Genomic DNA, 22660 nt, shown 5'->3' with positions numbered 1-22660 from the left:
CGCCATGAGCCCCCGGCGCCGCACAGTGCTGACCGTCGGCGTGCTGCTGGTGATCGTGGCCGCTGCAGCAGCGCTCGGCGTCTGGCGAGTGCTCGGCGGCGCGCCTGAGGAGGTGAGCTTGGCCGAGGCGGTCGAAGACGCCCAACGGGCCCAAGACGACTTCGAACCTGCTGGGCTATCGGATGCGACCGCCCCAACGGATGTCGGCAGCGATTCCCTTTCGAGCGGGGTCACTGCCTCCGATGCCGGGGGGAGCGAGGACGCCGACACGGACGAAAGCGACAGCGCTGCGGGCGCGGGGACAGCCGACAGCAACTCCAGCGAGAGCAATGCACCCGACGTTGCCGTGACAGCGACCGCCGAGCTCGACGGCACCTGGGCCGTGGATTCCGAGACCGGAGAGTTCACGCTGGAGGACGCCACCGGCTCGTTCGCTGGTTTTCGTGTCGACGAGGAGCTAGCGAACGTCGGCGCTTTCACCGCAGTGGGCCGCACCGGCGACATCAGCGGCACGCTGGAGATCACCGATGAGCGCGTGACCTCCGTGGAGATCACCGTCGACCTCACGACACTGCAAACCGACGACCGGCGGCGAGACAGCGCAGTGCAGCGAGCCCTGGGAACCTCCCAGCACCCGACAGCGACGTTCGTGCTCACCGAGGAACTGCACATCGAAGGTGCTGTGGAGACCGGCGAGCCCGTCAGTTTCGCGGCGGCGGGCGACCTGAGGGTGAACGGCATCACCCAACCTGTTGTCGTCGACATCAAAGCGCAACTCGTCGGCAGCGTCATCGCCGTGGTCGGCTCAGTCGAGCTCGTCTTCGCCGATTTTGACGTGACTGTTCCGCAGGTTCCGATCGTCCTCTCAGCAGAAGATCACGGAATCATGGAATTCCAGCTGCTGTTCGAACGCTCTTGAGCGTTCGAACCATCAGGCACCGCAGGCGCCGTTCGGCATCCGAACCATTAGGCACAGCGGCACCCTTGGGCGCCGATGCGATGTGTTGCTGAGTCGGGCATGATGTGGCGCCGATCCGGTCGAACGAAGGAGCACCCATGGCAACCCTCTCCGCTGAACCGCTGTCCAAGTCCTACGCAACCGTCAACGGCAAGCAGATGGCGTACCACGACTCAGGATCGGGCGATGCGGTCGTATTCCTGCACGGCAACCCGACGTCGTCGTACCTGTGGCGCAACATCGTGCCCCACGTCCGGCCGCACGCCCGAGTAGTCGTACCCGACCTGATCGGCCAAGGCGATTCGGACAAGCTGGACGACACCGGTCCCGACTCGTACCGGTTCGTGGAGCATCGTGAGTATCTCGACGGCCTGCTCGACCAGCTCGACCTCGGCGACAACATCACCTTCGTCATCCACGACTGGGGCTCCGCGCTCGGCTTCGACTGGGCCAACCGGCACCGCGACCGCGTAGGCGGCATCGCGTACATGGAGGCCATCGTGCGACCGATGTCTTGGGCCGAGTGGCCTGAGGCGGCGGCCGGCATCTTCCAGGGCTTCCGCTCGCCCGCCGGGGAGGAGATGGTGATTACCAAGAATCTCTTCGTCGAGGCTGTGCTGCCCGGCTCGATCATCCGCAAGCTCAGCGACGAGGAGATGAACGAATACCGGCGCCCGTTCGTCGAGCCCGAGCACCGGCGTCCCACCCTTACGTGGCCGCGCCAGATCCCGATCGAAGGCGAACCGGCCGACGTCACCCAGATCGTGACCGACTACGGCGAGTGGCTGTCGAGCTCAGACGTGCCGAAACTGCTGGTCAATGCCGATCCGGGCGCGATCCTGAACGGCCCCCAGCTCGACTATTGCCGCACCTGGCCGAACCAGACCGAGGTGACCGTCGCAGGCAATCACTTCTGCCAAGAAGACAGCCCCGACGAGATCGGCCAAGCCATCGCCGACTGGCTGGCGAACCGCTGAATCAGTCGCACGATCCGCCCAACCGCTGAAGCGACCGGCTGGTTTCGCCTGAGCTAGCTGAGTCCGACTGCTTGGCGGGCGCGGGCCTCGCGCTGCTTGCGCTCGATTTCCTCGCGCTTTTCCACCGGGGTTTGGTTGGTGATCACCTGGAACAGGTCGGTGTCGATGTCGTCGAGGACGACATCGCCGGCCAGTACTGCTGACTTCCAGTCCTGATGCTCCGCGTCGCGCTCATGGAATTCCCCCATGACCTCAGCAGCGAACAGCTCGAGGCTCGAGCAGATGTCTTCATGGGTGTTCTTGCCGGCCTGGTTCAGCAGGATGAGCTGATCGACGTGGGCGTCTTCGTACATCTCGAGCTTGCGGCGGATGGTCTCGGGTGAGCCCACCAGGCCGACGTTGTTGCTGGCCTTCTGCCCTTTCGGCGACTTCTTCCACTCCTGGTACTCGTCCCACAGGTTGACCGAGCCCGGCTCGACGGGGCCGTGGGAGTTGTAGAACACGAGCGAGAACTGGAAGAACGTCCAGCCCTCGGCCTTGGCCTGGGCTTCCTCGTCGGTCTCGGCGCACATGAACGGGCTGACGACCGCCACGCCGGGGTTGGTCTGGTAGTCGCAGAGCGGGTCGAGGTGGTTGAGGTAGTTGTTGTAGTAGGCGTTCACCCAGGCCCGGGCTGCGTCGGCGGACACGAATGAGAAGCCCAGCGCTCCCATGCCTCGCCGGGCCGCCATGACGATCGTGTCGAGCTGGCTGCATGCCACCCACAGCGGCGGGTGCGGCTTCTGGTACGGCTTGGGCACCACATTGCGGGCGGGGAACTTGAAGATCTCCCCGTCGTAGGAGTGGTTGACCTCTTGGAACATCGGCATGAGGCAGCGCACGGCGTCTTCCCAGACGACGCGCTTGTCGCGGAAGCGGCGATCGAAGGGGTGCAGCTCGGTGACCGACGAGCCTTCGCCGATGCCGAGTTCGACCCGGCCCCCGCTGACGATGTCGAGGGTTGAGACCCGTTCGGCGACGCGGGCGGGATGGTTGGTGGGCAGCTGCACGATGCCGTGCCCGAGGCGGATGTTCTTTGTGCGCTGGCTGGCCGCCGCCAAGAAGACCTCAGGCGCGGAGCTGTGGCTGTACTCCTCGAGGAAGTGGTGCTCGACCTCCCACGCGTAGTCGTAGCCGAGCTTGTCGGCCAGTTCGATCTGGTCGAGTGCCTGTTGGAACAAGACGTACTCGGAGTCGTCCTTCCACGGCCTCGGCAGCTGCAGCTCGTAGAAGATCCCGAACTTCATGGCAGTTCCCCTCGTTGACGGCCGCCGGTCATCCTAGGTGGCGGGCAGAATCGGGCTCTTGGCTCGGAGTCTGCCGCCCGGGGCGGGTCCTGTCAGCGAACACCCCGCAGTCCTCGCAAGCTGCGGCTGCGGGGGCCCCGTTCGCTGCCACCCACCCCTCCCGCCGCTACGTCAGGATTCCTCGCCCGAGTAGACGCAGCGAGGCGTGTGCCGCGTACGGTGCTGGCGTGAACGAATCAAGCGAGTCAGACAAGAACAGCGCGCAGGCACCGTCTGCCCGAATGAAGCTGCGGCGCATGGCGGAACGCGGTCGCTATGGACGCGATGAGGTGGCCGAGATCCTTGATGCTGGGCTCATTGCGCACGTGGGCGTTGACACTCCCGACGGGCCGCTTGTGCTTCCGATGGCCTATGGCCGCGACGACGAGAATCTGTACCTACACGGGGCGCTGGCCAACCACTTGCTGAACTCCGGCGAAGGCACCGAGATCTGCGTGACGGTCACCCGCCTCGACGGGCTGGTGATGGCTCGCACGCCGTTCCACAACTCGATGAACTACCGCTGCGTCGTGGTGCGCGGTCGTGCCCATCGCGTCACCGAAGCAGCGGCCAAAGAACGAGCACTCAAGCTGGTGACTGACCACATCGTCGCCAACTGGGACACCTCCCGGCCGCCAAGCGCCGAGGATCTGCGAGCCACGCTAGTGCTCGAGCTGCCGCTGGCAGAGGCATCGGCCAAGGTCCGAACCGGCGACCCGGTCGACGACGCCGAGGACATGGCCGGTGACTGGTGGGCCGGCGTTGTCCCGCTTACCACCCGATTCGAACTGCCGACGCCCGCCGCCGACCTCACCGAAGGCATCCCCACGCCATCAGCCGTCGCCAACCTCGCCCACCGCACCCCCGACACTCGTCTGTCCGACGAACTCACAAGGACTGAAGATCCTTGGCGGGGCCGCGCAGGCTTCGGACCAGAAGGACTGAGCGTGGCGCCAGGCGAGATCGACGACGCCGTCTACGACACGTAAAGCTCGCCCTCAGTTGGTCTATTCGTGGCTCTCGGCGGGGATCGCAGGGTCAAGCTTGTGGTAGTCGGCGGCTTCGTCGATGAAGATGGCCCGCTCGGTGTGCAGGCCCGAGGGGAGGTCGAGGGTGCCGGCGCAGATCGCAATGTGGTCGATCTGGTGCAGTTCGCCCTCTGCCACCCTCCAGAACATCGACCCGCCGCACTCCCCGCAGAAGCCGTAGGCCACGTTGGGGTCGTCGGCTGGGTGGTACCACGACAGCGAGGCATCCGAGACCAGCCGGAGGTCCGCCCTCTCGCATCCTGTGGCCGCCATGAAGTGCCCCGTCCAACGACGGCACCGCCAGCAGTGGCAGTCCCACACCTGTCGGATCGGTCCGTGCACCTCGTAGCTCACACCGCCGCACATGCAGTGCCCCGACGCCACCGGCGCCGAAGCAGGCTCGGCCGTCTCGCTCATGTCAATTCCTCAGCGAGCGGCGTCAGGTCCTTCATCTCGCTTTGGAGGCGGCGCTTCGCCTTGTGATCGGTTCTGACGCGGTGCAGCAGCGAATCGAACAGCGCCGGCTCGCCAGCCTCGACGGCCAGGCGCCGTATCCGAGACATCAGGTCGACGGCGACCCAGTACTGGTCAGCCTTCTTGCGGTTGATGACCGCCAAGGCCTGCGATTCGTAGATCGCGATCGAGTCACGGGGCGCCGTCGGCTCGCGCGCTCGTGCGAGCGCCATCCACAGCTGCCAGCTGGTGCCGTGCTGCAATGCCGTCGCCCACGCCTCTTCGGCACGTCCCTCGTACAGCAGGATCTCGACGAGGACGATCTCCGCGCTCGGTGTGGCATCGAACCCGGTGGCTATGACTTCGGTCGGCAGCGTCGACGGCGATGCCGTGGTCACCGAGCTCGTCCCCAAGCGGCCGCGGAGATGCCGCAAGCAGCGTTCCAACCAGTCTGGACAGTCTGGTCGGTCGTCTTGGCGCACCAATGTCCGGCAGGCCCCTAGCGATGGGCTGGCAGTGAACGCGTTCCAGTACAGATCGACCGCCGCGCCGGATTTGCCCTGCTCACGCAGCTTCCGAGCTAGGAAATCGCACAGTTCGCCTGTGTGCCACGCATCATGGCCGAATTCGGCAATCCCCGTGCGCGCCCAAGTCACCGCTTCGTCATCGCGCCCTGCGGCCTCATACGCCCGAGCGATCTCCAGCGTCTCGTTCGGGCGGATGCGCTCACGCCGATGCGCCTCGACGAGCGCGTCCGGATCACCAGTGGCGAGCGCCCATCCGATCATCGCCTCTCGCGCGCGGTGGTCCCGGGTACGCCACTGACCGCCTGCCGGGTCGATCTTGAGCCAGCTCGGCTCGACGGACTCGCGAAATGCCGCGAGCCCCGCCGAACCCAGCAACTCCGCGTAGGGCGCCGCAGACCGAAAGAACGCCTCCAGCTCGTAGTTGAGCTCCAGCTTCGCCAAACGCTGCGCGAGCTTGACTGGTTCGGGCGATCCGGCCTCGCATGCCTGAAAATGCAGGTCCCCCAGCCGCTCGCCGACCATCATCAGCGTGCCGTCCTCGTCGTAGATCTCGCCCATTGCGAGATCGGTCCTCATGTACGCGTGCTCGACGAGCTCCGCCGCCGCCTCGCCGTAGCCCGCGTCGATGAGCTCGGCGAGGGCGTCGATCACCTCGTTCACCTCGTCTGCCCAGTCAGCAGTGTCGCGGTAGTGCACGTAGCCACGCCGGTCAAGCTCGCCGAAGCTGAATGCGCTGTCGATTGTCTCGCGCCACTGCGCGATGTCGAGTCCCAGTCCCCGTTCGGCCCTGGCTTCCAGCAGCAATTGCTCTCGCAGTCGCCAGTCAGCGCCTGTTTGACTCAGCACGATCTCCGCGAGCCGCTCGTGTTCGAGCCGGCCGACGAAGTCAGCGAGCAGTTCGCCTTCGGTGCTCTGCTTGCCTGCTTTCGCAGATGGCGTTGCGGCAGTTCCATCCGACGGCTCATCGCCATAGATCAGCGACAGAGCTACCGCAGTGCAGTGCTTGCAGAACGAGCCGTCTTCGGCTGCCGGGCATGAGCAGGTCCACCGCAAGCTGTCGTCGTCGAACCACATCTCGACGCCATAGGGCACAGTGCCTCGCACGGTCGCTTGCAGCCGCTCGTCCCCTTCAGCTAGCGACTCCACTCGGCCGTCTTCCCAGTACCCCACGCCGCGCTCGAACACATCCGGCCCGGCGAGGTCCCCGACCATGCGAACGTCAAGCGTCGGACTCAGTTCGTCGGCGATGCTCATGAGCACCCAAGCTCAGCGACCGAGGGCTTCCATGAATGCGCTGGCCTCGTCTGCGGTGAGGCTTGGGAGACTCAACTCCCCGATGTCCGCCACGGGGGCAACGTTCTGCTCATCGGCGAGTTCATCGACAGGCTTCGTCACCCAGAAGTCCGGCAATTGCCGAGTGAGATCAGAATGCCCGCCGACGGGGCTCTGGGGCACGTGGATGTTCACCTGTTTATTTTCGCGCGCAGATGCCGCCACGCAATTGATGCGGCCGAGCGCATTCCGGGCAGCTGAGACTCAGCGCGCTTGCAGATGTATCACTCATGACAACAGCCTCAGACGCCAGAGCCAGAAGGGTCGCAGCCGATGCCGCCGTGTCCGGGACAACGACGCGAAAGTCGTCGCGTTCTGCGTGGCACATCGTCGCAATACGAAGCGCGGCTTTGGCATCCCCACCAAGTGAGGTCAACATAAGGTCAAGGGGCTGACCAGGTCGTACGTCTTTGATTGCGTCCGCGAACGGTGTTACCACAGCCGAGAGGATCGGACCCCAAAATACGACGAGGGCGCGACCCGTGGAGTCCTCGTAAGCGCGAATCTCAGCTTGCCGCGCATAACGGGCAGCTTCAGACGCCCTGAAGAATGCACTCTGAGACGGCACGCCATCAGGCTGCACCTCATCGGACATGCAGTCGCTCCGAACCGAGATCAAGTTCGTCACGCACCCGCCAGCGGCGCTCATCTGGCTTGATCGTGGCGTATCGACGCGCCACTCGCTCTGCAGCCTCTTCGCGGGCTCGCCGCGCTCGAGCCACTCGTTCAACGAGCGTCGGCTCGTTCCTGCGTTCCTCGGGTGTGATCGGCAAGGTCTCAGACATCGGTGCTCCCTATCGAGCGGAGGTGCAAGGCGTGCAGCGCACCGCTGTATCTGGTGTCAAGGGTAGGCAGACCGTGTGACAGGAAGGTGCCGACGCCATAGACAGGCCGACACGTATGCGAACTCGCCACGCCCGCTCGGCCCGCGGTCAGTTCCCACCTGCTCATTGTCGCACGCACCTGACGCTCCCTCTAGGTTCAGGGCCACCCCGCACGACATTCGGGTGCTTACGACACGACAAACCGAACATGCGCAGGTTCATGGCCATCACCGACAGGTTGATGCAGGCGTGCCGGTGATGGAGACGCTTCGAGGCTCGATCACGTCTGTGGGATTCGCCTCTGGTCATCGATTCGTGATCGGCGACTGGAAGCACAGCCCCATCGGCCCCTTTGTCGACATCATGTGGGCGATGCCCAACGGGCGCCGTGTCCTGCTCGCCAATGCCGACGCGGCTGCGTACGCCGTCTCGGTATACCCATTCGACGATGTCCGCCACCAAGTCGTTTCTGCGGAACGCGACGGACGCCGCTACACCGTTCGCTCAGACGGCCTCGAACTGCGCATGAAGATCGGACTGGCCAGCCTCAGCCTGCCGCCGCGACCCCGCTGGATCACAGCCACCATCGAGAACTGGTGCTCGTTCAAGCTGCTCGGTGTCCGCACCTACGGCACCAGCCCGACTGGTGTCGTGGAGTGGTACCGAACCCGCACGGCCCGCCGGATCGTCGCCGCCACCGGGCGCCTCGACGGCACCGACCTCGAGCTGCTCGCACCGCTCGACCGGCCACTCGCTTTCGGATTCACCGATCCGCCCCGGCAGCCCTCCCACGTCAGGCTGCGAGTAGACCTGCAGCGCGCCGGGTGATTCAACGACCGCGCAAGCTGAGTACGGCATCGTCGAGTCGAACCACGCTGCGGGCGTGCCGCAGCCCGGTCCAGGTCTTGCCGCAGCCCTTGGGCCCCTCGATACGCACGGCGCCCATCGCGCGCAACTGCTCAGTGACCACGCCGTCCGCAATCCGGGACAGATATCCGGCAGGTGTCAGCATCTCACTTTCGCCGTTCGTCGCTGGCGACGTCGTGCCTGCCGCCAACATTCCCCGTCGGCTGCTCCCGAAGCGCTCGACACTCCCAGGAGTCTCTTCCCGATGCTTGACAGTGCAGAAAATCTGACTTCGACGCTGTAGAAAATTGGCCTCTCCAACTACAAGATTTCCGACTGCAGCGAATCACCCGGCCGACCATGGTTCCCGAAGTGGTACGCCTCATCGATCACCACAACATCGGCCCGAGGCGGTCAGTCGGTCGGGTTGGCGGGTTCGATGTGCAGATCGATGCCTTCGGCTTCGGCAACCTCGGGCCACGAGCGACCGACGTTGCCGTGGCCCACATGTACCGGCGTCCCGAGCACGATGCCTGCCGACAGCAGTTCTGCACCCACGAGGCTGAGCGGATACAGGGTCATCAGACGTGCGGCGGTGGCAGTGAGATTGCGCGGGTCGATCACGCGCAGCATGTCGGCAGGGGGCGCCACAACGAGGCGCAGCACCCGCTCGTCGATCCCACTGCTCAAGCGTCCCTGCAAACGCATGTCCAGGACGGCCCTCACCAGCCGGAAGTGGAATCCCCACGGAATCCAAGGAGCTCCGTCGGGCCAGTGTCGAACCTGCCGTCCGGAGAGGATCGACAGCGCGAGATGATCGTCGACAACCGACATGCCCGACGAGATCCGGCGCCCGGCCTATCCGGGCTCAGTCTCGACCGGGTCGATGCCGAGCTGCGGATCTCCGCCGAACAAGCGCCTTGACACTGCTGGATAGCCGTCGGCGAGTTCCGTCAGGGCTCGGCGAATCTCAGCGTCAAGCACGACCGGCTGGGCAGCGGCATCGTCGATGATGCCTCGCAGGACAGCGCTGCGAGTCGTGCCGTCAACGGCGGCACGAGCATCGAGATGCTCGGCCTGTTCCGCCGTCAAGTACACGTTCGTACGCTGCATACACCACATCGTACACCGCCTCGACGACATCCGCCGTCGCCTTTTGCTCCGCCGGAGGGGCTGGCGGCGGCACCACGATCGAGTACGCCCAGTGGCTGGTAGGCGAGGCGGAGTCGGAGAAGATCAAGCGCTGGCCGTCAGCGCTCCACTGCAGCGCGGGCACCATGCTCAGCGAAGCCTGCTCGACGCCCCGCACTGAAATTACCTGCAGGTCCCCGGGAGAGAGCTCCGGCAGGTCGCTGACCAAGATCGTGGCCCCGCCATCGATCCAGTCCCGAAACGCCGCTACTCGCGAGCCATCGGGAGACCAGGAGCCCGGGCCGCCGACAACTCCCACCAACAGCGTGGAACGGGACGGGTCGTCGAGCCGCAACGCTCTCAGCTCGTCGCCGACCCGATAGGCGATGGCACCACCATCAGGCGACCACGACGGCGCCGACATTCGCTCAGCACTGCTTGCAACCTCCTGCTCGTCGCCGCTCATCAGATCGACCACCACGATGCGGTGCACGAATTGGGTGCCTCCATCAGCGTCGGTTACCCGTGCTCGCCGAGCAAACGCAATGCGAGACTCACCCGGGGACCACGAGGGATCTCGATCCAACACGGCCCCGTGGGTGAGCTGAGCGAGGCCCAGGCCATCGGGCAGAACCATGAAGATGTGGCTGGCCCGCTCTCCTTCCACGATGGCACCCTGCGAGAACGCAATCCACTGGCTGTCGGGTGACCACACCGGAGCACTGAGGCCGTGCTGGGCGGTGAGAAATGGCATGTCACCCGTGCCGTCGCCGTCTGCCAACCACAGCGTTGAGCCGACCCGGAACACGATGCGCCGGCAATCCGGCGACCATGTCAGCTGGTCGATGCGATCCGGCTTGGTACTGGCGAATCGCAGGGGAAGCTGGATCCGGTTCGCCATGAGTGGCCCGCTGCAGACCTCCGCCGGCGGGCCGAGTTCGACGGGCCGTACCCGGCTCGGGATGTACGGCTCCACGCCTGAGACCGGGTGCTCTGGCTCGCCGAAGGCTTGCGACAACTCCGCGCTCTGATCGTCTTCGTCATCGGTCGATTCGTCGCCCGCGGGGTCTGGGTCGGTCTGGTCCGTGGGCGCTGAATCCGCCGGCGGCGCCTGGGGCACCTCTGCTTCATCCACCGGCGCCTCCGCGTCCAGGTCGGATGCGTCCGACGCGGCTTCGGCACCATCGCTGGCTGTGTCGGAGCCGTATTGGGAACTGATTGCGACAGCGGCAATGAGAATCGCGATCGCGGCGGCCGCGACCAGCCACCAGCGGGTTCGAGGCCCGTCGGCACCCTGCGGAGACTCGACAACCGCAGATCTGGCGTCGCTCGACTCCTGCGGCACTAGCACAACAGGGTCATCAGGCATGTCCGTGCGCCGCTCCGCATCGCCCTGAGCACTGACTGTCGCACGAGGTCGCGCACCGCACCACCATGCGCGCGACCGTACTTGCACACGCTCGGCAAATGGCCCGAGGCGAATCGCGCAACGCCACGCTGCCGGGTGGCTGAACCGCAACGTGAAGCCGGGTACTGAACCGCGAAGCGAAGCCGGGAACTGGGCAGCCAACATCAGCGCGAGACAACGGCCGATGCAGCAAACAAACGCACCTATCCGCCGCTCTCTAGGGTGGCCCGGTGCCCAAGCCGCTGATTGGATTGTCGGGACGGCGCCGCTCCGGTGCCCGCATCCGAGGCTTCCCGCCTGTGTTCGTCGACGTCGAAGTCGATCTCTACATCGCTCACTACGCCCAGGCGGTTCATGCTGCGGGGGCGATCGCGCTCCATGTGCCGCTCGATGCCGACCCCGCCGACGTGGTGCCGCACCTCGACGCTGTGCTGCTCACGGGCGGCGAGGACGTGGCGGCCTGCCTGTACGCCGATCGCCTGCGCGAGCGGGTGTACGAGGGCGTCGATCCGTTCGCCGAGCGCGCCGCCGGATTCGACAACGACAGCGACGACACCAGCAGCGTGACCCCCATGGCCACACTGCACGCTCGCGACGGCGGCCGCGCTGGGCAAGCCGGCGACACCAGCAGCGCCGACAGCAAGGTGCCGCTGCGCGACGAGTTCGAGATCGGACTGCTCGACGCCGCCGTCAACAGCGGCTTGCCGGTGCTGGGCATCTGCCGCGGCCCGCAGCTCATCAACATCGCTGCCGGCGGGACACTGCACCAGCACCTGCCCGAGCACGCGGCAACCGACGGACCGCCTGATGCCACGCCCCACACCGTCACCACGACCGAAGGCAGCCAGCTGCGCGAGATGTACGGCCCCGAGGTAGCTGTGAACTCACTGCATCACCAAGCGGTCGATCAGCTTGGCGACGGCTACATCGCCACAGCCCACTCCACCGACGGGATCATCGAAGGCATCGAGCACACCGAACTGCCGATTCTTGGGGTGCAGTGGCATCCCGAACTGATGACCGAAGCGCTGACGGACCCCTGCTTCAGCTGGCTCGTCGAACGCGCCAGCCGCTGATCTCAGCGACGAAACGGCCGCAGCACAGCCGGCCGGCTACGCCACGACCGTCCGCCACACCCCTGCCGGCTGGCTGCTCAGTGGGCGCCGCCCTCGACGGCTTCGCGCACCCGCGGGATGACGTTGCGGGCCAGACGCTCAAGCGACGTGTTGAACAGCGACGGCGCCATGCCCGGCGAGGCACCCCACGTGCACACGTCGGTGAAGCCGTAGCGCGTGATGAAGTCCACCAGCTCGGCGACGCAGTGGTCCTCATCGCCGACGATCCAATTCTGGGGGATCGCACCCTTGTCGGGGTCGAAGGCGGTGAACTCGTCAGGCGTCTCGGCGAAGAACTTGGCATACACGCCGAGCCGGTAACGCTCTGCCGCTTTGATGGGGTTCCACTCCCGCTCGGCGTCATCGGTCACGAACACCGAGCGGATGATGCCCACCCGGTAGTCGTCGGGGTCGCGGCCCGTCGCTCGCAGCTCGTCTTTCCACGGATCCATCACCACCTCGGGTGCGCCTTGGGGCAGCAGATGTGTATCAAAGCGAGCGGCCCGCACTGCCGCATTTGCGCTCATGCCTGCAATCCACAGCGGCGGCCCCCCGGGCTGCACCGGTGCAGGCGTCACCAGCAGGTCGTCGAAGTGGTGACGCTTGCCGTGGAAGCTGAACGGCTCTCCCTTCCACGCCAGCCGCAGGATCTGCACCAACTCCTCAGTCAGCGACACCCGGCGCGACTGCGGGATGCCGAAGCCCCGGAACTCGTGAGCTGCGTAGCCCATGCCGATGCCCAGCTCGATGCGCCCGTTCGAGATGTTGTCGAGGATCGCCAAATCCTCGGCCAGCCGGATCGGATGGGCGAACGGCGCCAGCAAGATGTCGGTCGACAGGCGGATGCGGGACGTGCGCGCCGCCACCGCCCCAGCTATCGGCACGAAATTTGGCAGGTGGCCGTCGTCGAGAAAGTGGTGCTCGGTGAACCATCCGAGATCGAAGCCCAGCTCGTCGGCCATCTCGAGCTGATCGAGCGCTTGGGCGTACATCTCGGCCAGAGGCACCTCGCTGCCGGGAGGGCTGCGCAGATCGTGGACGACACCGAATCGCAGAGGTTGAGCCATTCCCGGAGACTAGAGCCGGGCCGGCGAGGCCGACCGACCAGCAATACGTCCCCTGGAGATTTCCTAACATGCATTCGACTATTGTTGGAAAGCAGATCAATCGGGCGCTCTCGAGCGGGGCGGCAGCCCATTCGCCGAGTCCAAGCCGTCTGTCCAGGCGACGCGTTCAACGATTCCAGCGGGGGAAATCAGACATGTCAGCAGCAGCGACGAACGGAACCTCGAACGGCAGCGCCGCAGGCGAGCCTGAGTACGAGGTCATCATCATCGGCGCCGGCGTGGCCGGTATCTACCAGATGTACCGGCTGGCCGAGCGCGGCGTCCATGCGACCGTGCTCGAGATGGGCAGCGACCTCGGCGGCACCTGGTTCTGGAACCGCTACCCCGGCTGCCGGTTCGACTCGGAGAGCTACACCTACGGCTACTCGTTCTCCGACGAGCTGCTCGACGAGTGGCACTGGAAGGAACGCTTCTCGGGCCAACCGGAGAACCTGCGCTACCTGAACCACGTCGCCGACAAGTTCGACCTGCGCAAGTACATGCAGTTCAACTGCACCGTCGAGACAGCGCACTTCGACGACGACGCCGGCATCTGGCGCCTGCACCTCGGTGACGGGCGTGACCTGAGCTGCCGGTTTCTGCTCACCGCCCTCGGCCTGCTGTCCGCTCCCACCTATCCCCGCATCGAGGGCGTCAACGCCGACGGCACCGACGTCTTCGAAGGACCGTCGTTCCACACCTACCACTGGCCCGCCGAACCCGTCGAGATCGAGGGCAAGCGGGTTGCGGTGATTGGCACCGGCGCAACCGGCGTGCAGGCCATCGCAGCCATCGGCGAGCGAGCCGAGCACCTCACGGTGTTCCAGCGGCGGCCCAACTGGTGCGCCCCGCTGCACAACAGCGAGATCTCCGACCAGGAGATGGACGGCATCCGCGCCCGCTACGACGAGATCTTCGAAAAATGCGCACGTACTCCAGGCGGCTTCGAGCACGAGCCCGACCGCCGCGGCTTCTGGAACGTCACACCCGAAGAACGACGGGCGATGTGGGAGAAGCTGTACGGAGAACCGGGCTTCGGCATCTGGATGGCCAACTTCCGCGAGATCTTCTTCGACGAGAAGGCCAACGCAGAGCTGTCGGCCTTCATCGGCGACAAGATCCGCGAGCGGGTCGACGACCCGGTCATCGCGGAGAAGCTCATCCCCAAAGACCACGGCTTCGGCGTGCAGCGGGTCCCGCTCGAGACGCGCTACTACGAGACCTACAACAAGCCGAATGTGGATCTGGTTGACATCACCGAGACACCGATCACCCGCATTACCCCGACCGGCATCGAGACCACCACAGGGCACCACGAGTTTGATCTCATCGTGTACGCCACCGGCTTCGACGCCATCACCGGCAGCTTCGACCGGATCGATTTCCGGGGCTCGGGCGGCGTGGCACTGCGCGACAAGTGGTCCGACGGGCCGGTCACCTACATCGGCCTCATGGTGCATGGCTTCCCGAACCTGATGACCATCGCCGGGCCGCAGAGCGGCTCAGCTTCGACCAACTACCCGCGCGGCATCGAGATCGGCGTCGACTGGGTGACCGGCATGCTCGACTACGCCTGGGAGAACGGCTACACCCGCTTCGAGGCCGACGAAGACGCCGAGCGGGAATGGACCAATCACGTCATCGAGATGTACTCCATGATGCTGATGCGCAAGGCGCAGGGCTGGTTCACGGGCTACAACTCGAACGTCGACGGGCACGAGAAGGGCACGATCCGCTACCTCGTGTACAACGGCGGCGCCCCGAAGTACAAGCGACGCATCGACGACATCGCCGATCACGACTATGACGGAGTGTCGTTCGCGACCCAACGCACCGCAGTCGGCGTCGGCTGATCGTCGGGCGACGCTGCAATCGAAGGATTTCCCTGCTCATGAGCATGCTCGGCACCCGCGTGGAACGAAAGGAAGACCCCGAACTCCTCACCGTCGGCGGCACCTACGTCGATGACGTCGAATGCGAGGGGGCACTGTCTGCCGTGTTCGTCCGATCGACGATGGCCCACGCAGACATCTCGGCCATCCACGTCGACGAGGCGCAAGGCATGCCGGGCGTTGTGGGCGTGTTCACAGCGGCCGATCTCGAGCTCAGCGCCGATCCGCCCCGCATGCCCATGCTCAACCAGCAGATGCTGCGCTCGCCGCTGGCGGCAGATCGGGTGCGATATGTGGGCGATCCCTACGCCGTGGTCGTCGCCGAGTCGCAGACTAAAGCGATCGATGCGGCCGAGTTGGTGTACGCCGAATTCGAACCGCTCGATCCCCTGCTCGACACTGCAGAGTCCGCACGCAACGACCGGCTGCTGTTCCCCGAGGCCGAGACCAACACGGTGTTCGCCATCCCTTCGGGCCCCCAAGACGGGCAGGACCCCTTCACCGGCTGCGAGGTCACCGTCGAGCTGGCGTTCACCAACCCCCGGATGACCGCAGCCCCCATCGAGCCTCGCGCTGCGCTGGCCTCCTGGGACCCTGCCACACAGCGGCTTACCTATTGGGCCTGCACGCAGTTCCCCCACCAGACCCGGGACACCCTGTCGGCATTCTGCGGGCTGGAGCCCAGCCAGGTCCATGTCATCACGCCCGATGTCGGCGGGGGCTTCGGCGCCAAGAACGCCCAATATGTCGAAGACTTCGTGGTGGCGCGCCTCACCTGCCGCCTCGAACGCCCTGTGCGCTGGGCGGAGACTCGCTCGGAATCCATGACCGGATTCACCCATGCCCGGGCGATCTCGTACTCGGCACGGCTCGGGGGCACCCGTGACGGCAACGTGACGACCTACGAGGTGGACGCACTGCAGGACGCCGGCGCCTACCCCATGATCGGGTCACTGCTGCCCATGTTCGTGCGCACCATGGCAACGGGCGTGTACGACATTCCGAACGTGGCGGTGTCCACCAATTCGGTCCTAACGAACACTGCGCCGGTGGGCGCGTACCGGGGAGCAGGCCGACCGGAGGCCGCTTTGGCGATCGAACGCATGATGGACCTGTTCGCGGCCGAGATAGGGATGGACCCCGGCGAGCTGCGGCGCCGCAACTTCATCCAGCCTGAGGCGTTCCCGTTCAAGACCCCCACCGGCGCCGACATGGACTCCGGCGAGTACGCCAAAGCCCTCGACGCCGTGACGGAAGCTGCCGATTACCGGAGCCTGCGAGCCGAGCAGCAGCGACGCCGCTCGCAGGGCTCATCAAAGCTGCTCGGCTTGGGCTGGAGCGCTTACGTGGAGATCTCGAACCCGATGGGCGCACCGGAATTCGGCGCCATGGAGGTCCGGCACGACGGATCGGCGCTGGTGCTCACTGGCTCATCGAACCATGGGCAGGGCCATCACACCGCGTACGCCCAGATTGCTGCCGACCTCACCGGCATCGCGTTCGACATGATCGAGGTGCGTCACGGGGACACCGACGAGATCCCCCGCGGCGGCGGCACCGGCGGCTCCCGCTCGCTTCAGACAGGCGGGGCTGCGGTGTTCGAAGCAGCCGAAGCAGTGGTCGAGCAGGCCAAGCAAGCCGCCGCAGCAATGCTCGAGGCCGATCCCGCTGACATCGTGCTGGACGTCGAGGCCGGCACGTTCGCGGTGGTCGGGACGCCCGCCCGGTCACTCGACTGGGCCCAGATTGCGGCCCACGCCAACGAGTCCGAGGGTCGTGATCTGCAGGCTGAGAGCGACTTTCAGCCGCCGGCGGCCACGTTTCCGTTCGGTGTGCAGCTCTCGGTCGTGGAGGTGGATCGCGACACCGGCCAGGTCACCCCGCTGCGCCATGTGACGTGCGACGACGCCGGCGTGATCGTGAATCCGATGATCGTCGAAGGACAGGTGCATGGCGGCGTGGCCTCCGGCATCACCCATGCACTCGGCGAGGTGTTCGTCTACGACAACGACGGCAACCCGCTGACCGGCAACTTCATGGACTACGCCATCGCATCAGCAGCAGAACTGCCGAGCTTCGAACGGATCCCGCTGGAGACGCCGACCGACCGCAACCCGCTGGGCGCTAAGGGCATCGGCGAGTCAGGCACGATCGGCGCCACGCCGGCAGTGCACAACGCGGTGGTTGATGCGCTGTCGCACCTCGGCATCCGTCATGTCGAGCTCCCCTGCACGCCCGAGCGCGTGTGGCAACACCTGCAGCACGCGTAACAGCTCGCGGCCGAAACGGCCGATTCAGACTGGGCCGTTGGTGTCCAGCCGGCTGGCCAGTACGGCCACGACAGCGAGACCGCCAACCGCGGCGGAGGCAAGGTACGCCGCAGTCGGGCTGACCGCGAACACGGGGAGCCACACAATCGAGCCGATGGCATGACCGCTGAACCGCAGCGACAGAGTGAACGAGAGGGCGCCCGTCCGGTTGTCGGGCGCCGCAATCGAGGCGAGCGACTGAAAGCTGACCACGGTGGCCTGGATGGCGGCGCCCGCCACGAACCAGATGCATGCAAGCAGCCAGGTCGACTGTGCGACGGGCAGCAGGGCCACCAGCGCGGAGCAAGTGGCGATGGCGATCGTGGCTGCTCGCCGCCCACCTAAGCGGTCAAGCGCTATGCCCCACGGCGGCGCGGTGACCATTCCGGCAGCACCCCCGCCAAGCAGGAGCACCCCCACCTGTGAACCCGTCAATCCGATGACATCCCGGCCGCTCAACGCCACCAAGATGCTCGCGCCGACGGGTCCCAAGGCGGCCAACAGCGCCGTCGTGGCGACCAGTAGTGTCGGGAGGCGCATCAGTGTGCGCAGCCGAGGCGGCGGGATCGGCGCAAGAGAGGTGATCGCGTCGGAGGGGCTGGGCACCTTTGCCGACATGTTCGGGCTCTCGGACTTCGTGCTCGGGCTCTTCGGCAGCAGCAGTGCGATGAGTGCGCCGACGGCGGCCGTCACGACGTACGCAAGGCGCCAGTTGGTGTCTGCGCCAATCCCGCCCAGCAGCGGCGCAGACAGTTGACCGAGGGCCTGGAAGGCCGCATAACGACCGACAACGCGCCCGACGCGGTCTGCGGACGCGGTCTCGGTCAGCATCGCCAGCAGCAGCGGTGTGATGAATGCGTTCATCGACCCCTGCCCGACGCGGGCGGCGAGGAACCACAAATACCCGGGCGCGATTGCGCATCCGAGGGTCGCCACTGCATACAGCGCAACGGCAGGGCGCAATACCCGGGCGCGGCCCCAGCGGTCGGCGATCGTGCCCGACACCAGCAAGAGCCCAGCGAACGGCACGAGGTAACACCACAGAGCCCAGCCGATCTGGCCGGTGGTGACCGAGAACGTCAAGCGCAGCTCGGGGATCATCGGCAGCATCACGAACGTGCCGAGCGGCCCCATCATTCCGCCGAAATAGAGCAGCACGCGGCGCCACTCGCCCGTCGTGCCCCGCCTCTTCATAAGCCCCTGCACGCTAGTTCCGCACCGCTCGCGCCTAACATCGCAGCGCAACGAGGGGGGCAGGCATGGCTGCAGAAGTGACGATCAGTTCAGGACGTCTGGCTGGCGTCGATGATCAGGGCGTTCACGCCTACAAGGGCATTCCCTATGCGGCACCGCCAGTGGGCGACTTGCGGTGGCGGCCCCCAGTGGCCCCGGCCAGTTGGGATGGCGTCCGAAACGCCTCGTCCTACGGCCCTGTGGCGCTGCAGCAGCCCATGCCCGGCATTTTCGGCGAGCTGGGCACACCACCCAATCCCGCCGGCGATGACTGCCTGCGGCTGAATGTGTGGACGCCGGACCCGGGCGCCGGCGGCCTGCCGGTGCTGGTGTGGATCCACGGCGGCGCTTTCTACGCCGGCAGCGGCGTCGACGACGTCTACAACGGCGCGGCGTTCGCCCGTGACGGCGTGGTGTGCGTGACGATCAACTACCGGCTCGGCGTCCAGGGGTTCATGAACCTCGCCAGCCACTTCGGCCACCTGCCCGCCTCGGGCAACATCGGCATGCTCGACCAGGTCGCGGCTCTGCGGTGGGTCCAGGAGAACATTGCAGCGTTCGGCGGCGATCCATCGAAGGTGACGATCGCCGGCGAGTCGGCGGGCGGCATGAGCTGCGGAACGCTGATGGCAATGCCGGCGGCGAAGGGGCTGTTCCAGGGAGCTATTCCCCAAAGCGGCGCTGCCCACAATGGTCTCAGCGCCGACACGGCGTCGCTCATCAGCGGCTACGTGCTCGACGCTGTCGGAGTGAAGCCCGGCGATTCCGCCGCTCTGGCCGCAGTCGGCAACGACGCCCTGCTTGCGGCGCAGATCGACGTCGTCAACGATCTCGGTGCTACCCGCAACCCGGAGAAGTACCGCGAAGCGGCAGCGTCGGCGATGGCCTTCCAGCCCACGTATTTCACCGAAGAACTGCCTCAGCGCCCGATCGACGCCATCGCCGCGGGGGCAGCGTCGGATGTGCGAGTGATGATCGGCTCCACGATGGAAGAGGCGCAGATCTTCGTGGTCGACCTCAAGGAGATGTTCAACGAGGAACTCGTACGCACCAGCATCGGTGCCGTGTTCGGCATGGTCGGCAAGGATGGCGATGCCGCCCTCGGGGTGTACAGCGGAAACCGGCCCGAGGCCGCACCGCACGAGCTCGCTGCGGCGGTGGAGACCGACCGGATGTTCACCGTCCCGGCCGTCCGCCTTGCCGATGCGCAAGCTGCGCACAACCCGAATTTGTGGATGTACCGGTTCGACTGGCGCACACCGCAGGGCGACGGGGAGTGGGGCGCCCACCACTTCCTTGAGGTGCCGTTCATGTTCGATCAGGTCAACAACGACATGGCACGTGGCTTCGTCGGCGACGACCCACCGCTCGACTTGGTTGCCAACACCCATGAGGCGTGGGTTCGGTTCGTCACTGACGGCGATCCGAATCACACAGGGCTGCCGGACTGGCCGCGTTGGACTGCCCAATCGCGCCCGACCATGCTGCTCGACACCGAGTGCCGGTTGGCAAACCGCCCCGCCGACGACGAGATCAGCCTCTGGGACGGCGTCATTTAGCGCCCCCCGCCCACAAGCTGTAGGCCAATCAGTCCTCAAGCTGTAGGACGAGGTCAGTCTGCGCCGCGCTCGGCGCCACGGCTGACTGCTGAGCCGGCTGGCCGCTGTGCGCAGTTGCGCCCGTAGAGTTCAGCATTGCCGGGTCCTCGCACCCGGCAGCCATCACGACGTCCGGGTGCATTGAGAACCTGCGCAGCGCCCGGCGTCATCGGCTGCACTCACCGGTGGTGAGTCCGCACGCCGATCCTGCGCCGGAACCCCTCTCCCGTGAGGCTCGCCATGTCTGCAACCGAGCATCTTGTTGCGCGCGCAGACCTGCGCAATGTGGCGATCATCGCCCATGTCGACCACGGTAAGACCACGCTGGTCGACGCCATGCTGTGGCAGTCGGGCGCCTTTCGCTCCAATGAGACGGTCGCGGAACGGGTCATGGACTCCATGGATCTCGAACGCGAGAAGGGCATCACGATCCTGGCCAAGAACACCGCCGTCCGGTATACCGACGACGCCGGCGCGGAGACCAAGATCAACATTCTCGACACGCCTGGCCACGCGGACTTCGGCGGCGAGGTCGAGCGCGCCCTCACGATGGTGGACGGCGTCCTGCTGCTGGTCGACTCCAGCGAGGGTCCGCTGCCCCAGACGCGCTTCGTCCTGCGCAAGGCATTGGAACTGCAGCTGCCGGTCGTGCTCGTGATCAACAAGATCGACCGGCCCGACGCCCGCGTCAGCGAAGTGGTCGACGAGGTCTACGAGCTGTTCATGGACCTCGACGCGACCGACGACCAGATCGACTTTCCCATCGTCTACACCGACGCCCGACGCGGCACGGCGTCGTTGCAGCCCGAGGTGCCCGGCACCGATCTGCGCCCGATGTTCGACACGCTGCTCGCCACCGTCCCAGCCCCCCGCCACGATCCCGAGCATCCGCTGCAGGCGTGGGTGACCAATCTCGACTCGAGCCCCTACGTGGGGCGCATCGCGCTGTGCCGTGTCATGCACGGCACCATCAAGCGCGGCCAGACCGTGTCGTGGTGCCGAACCGACGGCACCGTTTCGACTGCCAAGATCAACGAGCTCTACGTAACCGAGAGCCTCGAGCCCGTCGATGCCGACGAGGCGAACGCGGGCGAGATCATCGCGATCTCGGGCATTCCGGACATCACGATCGGCGAGACGCTCACCGACCTGGAGCATCCGGCACCGCTGCCGCTCATCAGGGTGGACGAGCCCAGCCTGTCGATCACGATCGGCATCAACACCTCGCCGATGTCAGGTCGGGACGGCGACAAGCTCACCGCTCGCCTCATCAAGAATCGTCTCGACGCAGAGCTCATCGGCAATGTCTCGATCCGGGTCCACGAAGCCGACCGGCCCGACACCTGGCAGGTCCAGGGTCGGGGCGAGCTGCAGTTGGCGGTGCTGGTGGAGATCATGCGACGCGAGGGCTTCGAGCTGACGATCGGCAAACCCGAAGTGATCAGCCGCACCGTCGACGGCCAGCTCTGCGAGCCGACCGAGCGCGTCACGATCGACGTGCCCGAAGAATTCGTCGGTGCCGTCACCCAGATGCTCGGCGAGCGCAAGGCGACGATGCTGAACATGTCGAATCACGGCACCGGATGGGTTCGGCTCGACTACGTCGTGGCGACACGCGGCCTCATCGGATTCCGGACCGAGTTCCTGACCGAGACGCGAGGCACCGGGCTCATGAACAGCGTGTTCGAGGGCTACACACCGTGGCTGGGCGAGGTGCGCACCCGCAACTCGGGGTCGATCGTCGCAGACCGCTTCGGTGCAGTCACCGGATATGCGATCGCGGCCCTCCAAGAGCGGGCATCGCTGTTCGTCGCTCCGGGTGACGAGGTCTACGAGGGCATGGTGATCGGCGAGAACCCTCGGCCCGAAGACATGGACGTCAACATCTGCCGCAAGAAGAAGCAGACCAACGTGCGGGCAGCCGCGTCAGACGACACCGTCCGGTTGACCCCGCCCCGAGTCCTGTCGCTCGAGCAAGCGCTGGAGTTCATCGCCGATGACGAGTGCGTCGAGGTGACCCCGGACGCCGTGCGCATCCGCAAGACGGTGTTCGACGCCACCGCCCGCGGCCGAGCCCGCAAGCGCCTCCAGCGGACGTCCATCTGACCCCCGCCGAGCCCAGCAGCCCGAATCCCACAAAATCGCGAAGGCTCAACTCTCTTGATCTGGGTTGTGAGCGTTAGCCAGCCGTCAGATGCCGGCGTCAGCGTCGGCGCTCGGAGTTGAGGGGATCCTGAGTCCCAGATAGAAGAGGAGGTTCCCTCTTACTTCGGCCAGCCGCTGAGCGGGCAGCCGTCCTCTCCAGCGAGATGGCGCAAGGTCGGACTTTTCCAGTGGCTGCAACGCTGCCACCCGAATCCAGCTCGTCTTGTTCATGCCGGCCTCGCCGCTCTGCAACTGAACGCAGAAGGCCGTTGTTGACTTGGCCGAACTGGATATCGGACAGCCCATGACGACGGGCCAATGCTGCTGGTCGTTTCCGATGTCATTGAGGACAACGAATGGCCGTGATGCGTGAAAGCTCCGATCACCCTCAGGCAACATGCGAATCAGGTCGTCGTCGATGTCGTAGACATCGCCCAGTCGGATGTGCGACAC

The 22660-nt window shown here is 65.9% G+C and carries 22 protein-coding genes; 9 read left to right on the top strand and 13 right to left on the bottom strand.

Annotated elements, in window-relative coordinates; genetic code table 11:
• The first annotated feature begins 4 nt into the window (after window positions 1–4).
• Complete coding sequence (locus ACOOF5_RS08990) at window positions 5–919, top strand: YceI family protein (protein WP_420438311.1); 915 nt, start codon at window positions 5–7, stop codon at window positions 917–919.
• 137 nt (window positions 920–1056) lie between these two features.
• A complete protein-coding gene (locus ACOOF5_RS08985) occupies window positions 1057–1935 on the top strand; it encodes a haloalkane dehalogenase (protein ID WP_420438309.1) in 879 nt (292 codons plus the stop codon).
• 53 nt (window positions 1936–1988) lie between these two features.
• Here the strand turns inward: ACOOF5_RS08985 and ACOOF5_RS08980 are convergent, their stop codons facing one another.
• Window positions 1989–3221, bottom strand: coding sequence for an LLM class flavin-dependent oxidoreductase (locus ACOOF5_RS08980; RefSeq protein ID WP_420438307.1), 1233 nt, complete (start codon window positions 3219–3221; stop codon window positions 1989–1991).
• A gap of 227 nt (window positions 3222–3448) precedes the next feature.
• Between ACOOF5_RS08980 and ACOOF5_RS08975 the strand changes: the two genes are divergently transcribed.
• Window positions 3449–4249: a pyridoxamine 5'-phosphate oxidase family protein gene (locus tag ACOOF5_RS08975; protein ID WP_420438305.1), complete on the top strand. Its 801-nt coding sequence runs from the start codon at window positions 3449–3451 to the stop codon at window positions 4247–4249.
• An 18-nt stretch (window positions 4250–4267) separates the two neighbouring features.
• Here the strand turns inward: ACOOF5_RS08975 and ACOOF5_RS08970 are convergent, their stop codons facing one another.
• From ACOOF5_RS08970 to ACOOF5_RS08950, 5 genes are read right to left on the bottom strand one after another with little or no spacing between them, the layout of a single operon-like run.
• Window positions 4268–4705: a GFA family protein gene (locus ACOOF5_RS08970; RefSeq protein ID WP_420438303.1), complete on the bottom strand. Its 438-nt coding sequence runs from the start codon at window positions 4703–4705 to the stop codon at window positions 4268–4270.
• The gene (locus ACOOF5_RS08965; protein WP_420438301.1) at window positions 4702–6522 is read right to left on the bottom strand and encodes an SWIM zinc finger family protein; all 1821 of its coding nucleotides are present in this window, start codon (window positions 6520–6522) and stop codon (window positions 4702–4704) included. The genes ACOOF5_RS08970 and ACOOF5_RS08965 overlap by 4 nt, the downstream gene beginning before the upstream one ends.
• Before the next feature lie 12 nt (window positions 6523–6534).
• The gene (locus tag ACOOF5_RS08960) at window positions 6535–6735 is read right to left on the bottom strand and encodes a hypothetical protein (RefSeq protein ID WP_420438299.1); all 201 of its coding nucleotides are present in this window, start codon (window positions 6733–6735) and stop codon (window positions 6535–6537) included.
• 4 nt (window positions 6736–6739) lie between these two features.
• A complete protein-coding gene (locus ACOOF5_RS08955; protein ID WP_420438297.1) occupies window positions 6740–7195 on the bottom strand; it encodes an SDH family Clp fold serine proteinase in 456 nt (151 codons plus the stop codon).
• Window positions 7185–7385 carry a hypothetical protein gene (locus ACOOF5_RS08950; RefSeq protein WP_420438295.1) on the bottom strand — a complete coding sequence of 67 codons (201 nt, stop codon included), beginning with the start codon at window positions 7383–7385 and terminating at the stop codon, window positions 7185–7187. Before ACOOF5_RS08950 ends, ACOOF5_RS08955 begins: the two co-directional genes overlap by 11 nt.
• A 297-nt stretch (window positions 7386–7682) precedes the next feature.
• On the opposite strand from ACOOF5_RS08950, the gene ACOOF5_RS08945 reads away from it, so the two are divergent.
• On the top strand, window positions 7683–8252 hold the full coding sequence (locus ACOOF5_RS08945; protein WP_420438293.1) for a hypothetical protein: 570 nt from the start codon (window positions 7683–7685) through the stop codon (window positions 8250–8252).
• 1 nt (window position 8253) lies between these two features.
• On the opposite strand, the gene ACOOF5_RS08940 is transcribed toward ACOOF5_RS08945, so the two are convergent.
• From ACOOF5_RS08940 to ACOOF5_RS08925, 4 genes are all read right to left on the bottom strand, one after another.
• The gene (locus ACOOF5_RS08940) at window positions 8254–8436 is read right to left on the bottom strand and encodes a hypothetical protein (RefSeq protein ID WP_420438291.1); all 183 of its coding nucleotides are present in this window, start codon (window positions 8434–8436) and stop codon (window positions 8254–8256) included.
• A 248-nt stretch (window positions 8437–8684) separates the two neighbouring features.
• Window positions 8685–9104, bottom strand: coding sequence for a hypothetical protein (locus tag ACOOF5_RS08935; protein WP_420438289.1), 420 nt, complete (start codon window positions 9102–9104; stop codon window positions 8685–8687).
• Window positions 9105–9128: 24 nt separating this feature from the next.
• Window positions 9129–9368, bottom strand: coding sequence for a hypothetical protein (locus ACOOF5_RS08930; RefSeq protein WP_420438287.1), 240 nt, complete (start codon window positions 9366–9368; stop codon window positions 9129–9131).
• Window positions 9316–10770, bottom strand: a complete 1455-nt coding sequence (locus ACOOF5_RS08925; RefSeq protein WP_420438285.1) for a hypothetical protein — start codon at window positions 10768–10770, stop codon at window positions 9316–9318. Before ACOOF5_RS08925 ends, ACOOF5_RS08930 begins: the two co-directional genes overlap by 53 nt.
• 269 nt (window positions 10771–11039) lie before the next feature.
• Here ACOOF5_RS08925 and ACOOF5_RS08920 point away from each other — a divergent pair, with 269 nt between their 5' ends.
• Window positions 11040–11885 (top strand): gamma-glutamyl-gamma-aminobutyrate hydrolase family protein, encoded by an 846-nt coding sequence (locus ACOOF5_RS08920; protein ID WP_420438283.1) that lies wholly within the window; start codon window positions 11040–11042, stop codon window positions 11883–11885.
• Between the two features lie 77 nt (window positions 11886–11962).
• On the opposite strand, the gene ACOOF5_RS08915 is transcribed toward ACOOF5_RS08920, so the two are convergent.
• The gene (locus tag ACOOF5_RS08915) at window positions 11963–12991 is read right to left on the bottom strand and encodes an LLM class flavin-dependent oxidoreductase (RefSeq protein ID WP_420438281.1); all 1029 of its coding nucleotides are present in this window, start codon (window positions 12989–12991) and stop codon (window positions 11963–11965) included.
• Between the two features lie 194 nt (window positions 12992–13185).
• Here ACOOF5_RS08915 and ACOOF5_RS08910 point away from each other — a divergent pair, with 194 nt between their 5' ends.
• On the top strand, window positions 13186–14883 hold the full coding sequence (locus tag ACOOF5_RS08910; RefSeq protein WP_420438279.1) for a flavin-containing monooxygenase: 1698 nt from the start codon (window positions 13186–13188) through the stop codon (window positions 14881–14883).
• A 38-nt stretch (window positions 14884–14921) separates the two neighbouring features.
• Window positions 14922–17192, top strand: coding sequence for a xanthine dehydrogenase family protein molybdopterin-binding subunit (locus ACOOF5_RS08905; protein ID WP_420438277.1), 2271 nt, complete (start codon window positions 14922–14924; stop codon window positions 17190–17192).
• Between the two features lie 24 nt (window positions 17193–17216).
• Here the strand turns inward: ACOOF5_RS08905 and ACOOF5_RS08900 are convergent, their stop codons facing one another.
• Window positions 17217–18425: an MFS transporter gene (locus ACOOF5_RS08900; RefSeq protein WP_420438275.1), complete on the bottom strand. Its 1209-nt coding sequence runs from the start codon at window positions 18423–18425 to the stop codon at window positions 17217–17219.
• A 65-nt stretch (window positions 18426–18490) separates the two neighbouring features.
• On the opposite strand from ACOOF5_RS08900, the gene ACOOF5_RS08895 reads away from it, so the two are divergent.
• Both ACOOF5_RS08895 and typA read left to right on the top strand, forming a co-directional pair.
• Window positions 18491–20023 carry a carboxylesterase/lipase family protein gene (locus ACOOF5_RS08895; RefSeq protein ID WP_420438273.1) on the top strand — a complete coding sequence of 511 codons (1533 nt, stop codon included), beginning with the start codon at window positions 18491–18493 and terminating at the stop codon, window positions 20021–20023.
• A gap of 279 nt (window positions 20024–20302) precedes the next feature.
• Complete coding sequence (gene typA, locus ACOOF5_RS08890) at window positions 20303–22168, top strand: translational GTPase TypA (protein WP_420438271.1); 1866 nt, start codon at window positions 20303–20305, stop codon at window positions 22166–22168.
• A gap of 84 nt (window positions 22169–22252) precedes the next feature.
• Here typA and ACOOF5_RS08885 read toward each other — a convergent pair whose 3' ends face one another.
• Window positions 22253–22660 (bottom strand): type II toxin-antitoxin system PemK/MazF family toxin, encoded by a 408-nt coding sequence (locus ACOOF5_RS08885; protein ID WP_420438269.1) that lies wholly within the window; start codon window positions 22658–22660, stop codon window positions 22253–22255.

It is taken from the genome of Candidatus Poriferisodalis sp. (assembly GCF_965214215.1).
Taxonomy (GTDB): Bacteria; Actinomycetota; Acidimicrobiia; order Acidimicrobiales; family Poriferisodalaceae; genus Poriferisodalis.
This window is presented reverse-complemented; position numbering and strand designations above follow the sequence as displayed.

Coding starts and splice junctions, on each gene's coding strand:
- ACOOF5_RS08940 (WP_420438291.1), bottom strand. CDS start 8,436: ATGCTGACACCTGCCGGATATCTGTCCCGGATTGCGGACGGCGTGGTC.
- ACOOF5_RS08950 (WP_420438295.1), bottom strand. CDS start 7,385: ATGTCTGAGACCTTGCCGATCACACCCGAGGAACGCAGGAACGAGCCG.
- ACOOF5_RS08895 (WP_420438273.1), top strand. CDS start 18,491: ATGGCTGCAGAAGTGACGATCAGTTCAGGACGTCTGGCTGGCGTCGAT.
- ACOOF5_RS08980 (WP_420438307.1), bottom strand. CDS start 3,221: ATGAAGTTCGGGATCTTCTACGAGCTGCAGCTGCCGAGGCCGTGGAAG.
- ACOOF5_RS08915 (WP_420438281.1), bottom strand. CDS start 12,991: ATGGCTCAACCTCTGCGATTCGGTGTCGTCCACGATCTGCGCAGCCCT.
- typA (WP_420438271.1), top strand. CDS start 20,303: ATGTCTGCAACCGAGCATCTTGTTGCGCGCGCAGACCTGCGCAATGTG.
- ACOOF5_RS08985 (WP_420438309.1), top strand. CDS start 1,057: ATGGCAACCCTCTCCGCTGAACCGCTGTCCAAGTCCTACGCAACCGTC.
- ACOOF5_RS08965 (WP_420438301.1), bottom strand. CDS start 6,522: ATGAGCATCGCCGACGAACTGAGTCCGACGCTTGACGTTCGCATGGTC.
- ACOOF5_RS08925 (WP_420438285.1), bottom strand. CDS start 10,770: ATGCCTGATGACCCTGTTGTGCTAGTGCCGCAGGAGTCGAGCGACGCC.
- ACOOF5_RS08945 (WP_420438293.1), top strand. CDS start 7,683: ATGGAGACGCTTCGAGGCTCGATCACGTCTGTGGGATTCGCCTCTGGT.
- ACOOF5_RS08905 (WP_420438277.1), top strand. CDS start 14,922: ATGAGCATGCTCGGCACCCGCGTGGAACGAAAGGAAGACCCCGAACTC.
- ACOOF5_RS08910 (WP_420438279.1), top strand. CDS start 13,186: ATGTCAGCAGCAGCGACGAACGGAACCTCGAACGGCAGCGCCGCAGGC.
- ACOOF5_RS08955 (WP_420438297.1), bottom strand. CDS start 7,195: ATGTCCGATGAGGTGCAGCCTGATGGCGTGCCGTCTCAGAGTGCATTC.
- ACOOF5_RS08900 (WP_420438275.1), bottom strand. CDS start 18,425: ATGAAGAGGCGGGGCACGACGGGCGAGTGGCGCCGCGTGCTGCTCTAT.
- ACOOF5_RS08970 (WP_420438303.1), bottom strand. CDS start 4,705: ATGAGCGAGACGGCCGAGCCTGCTTCGGCGCCGGTGGCGTCGGGGCAC.
- ACOOF5_RS08990 (WP_420438311.1), top strand. CDS start 5: ATGAGCCCCCGGCGCCGCACAGTGCTGACCGTCGGCGTGCTGCTGGTG.
- ACOOF5_RS08935 (WP_420438289.1), bottom strand. CDS start 9,104: ATGTCGGTTGTCGACGATCATCTCGCGCTGTCGATCCTCTCCGGACGG.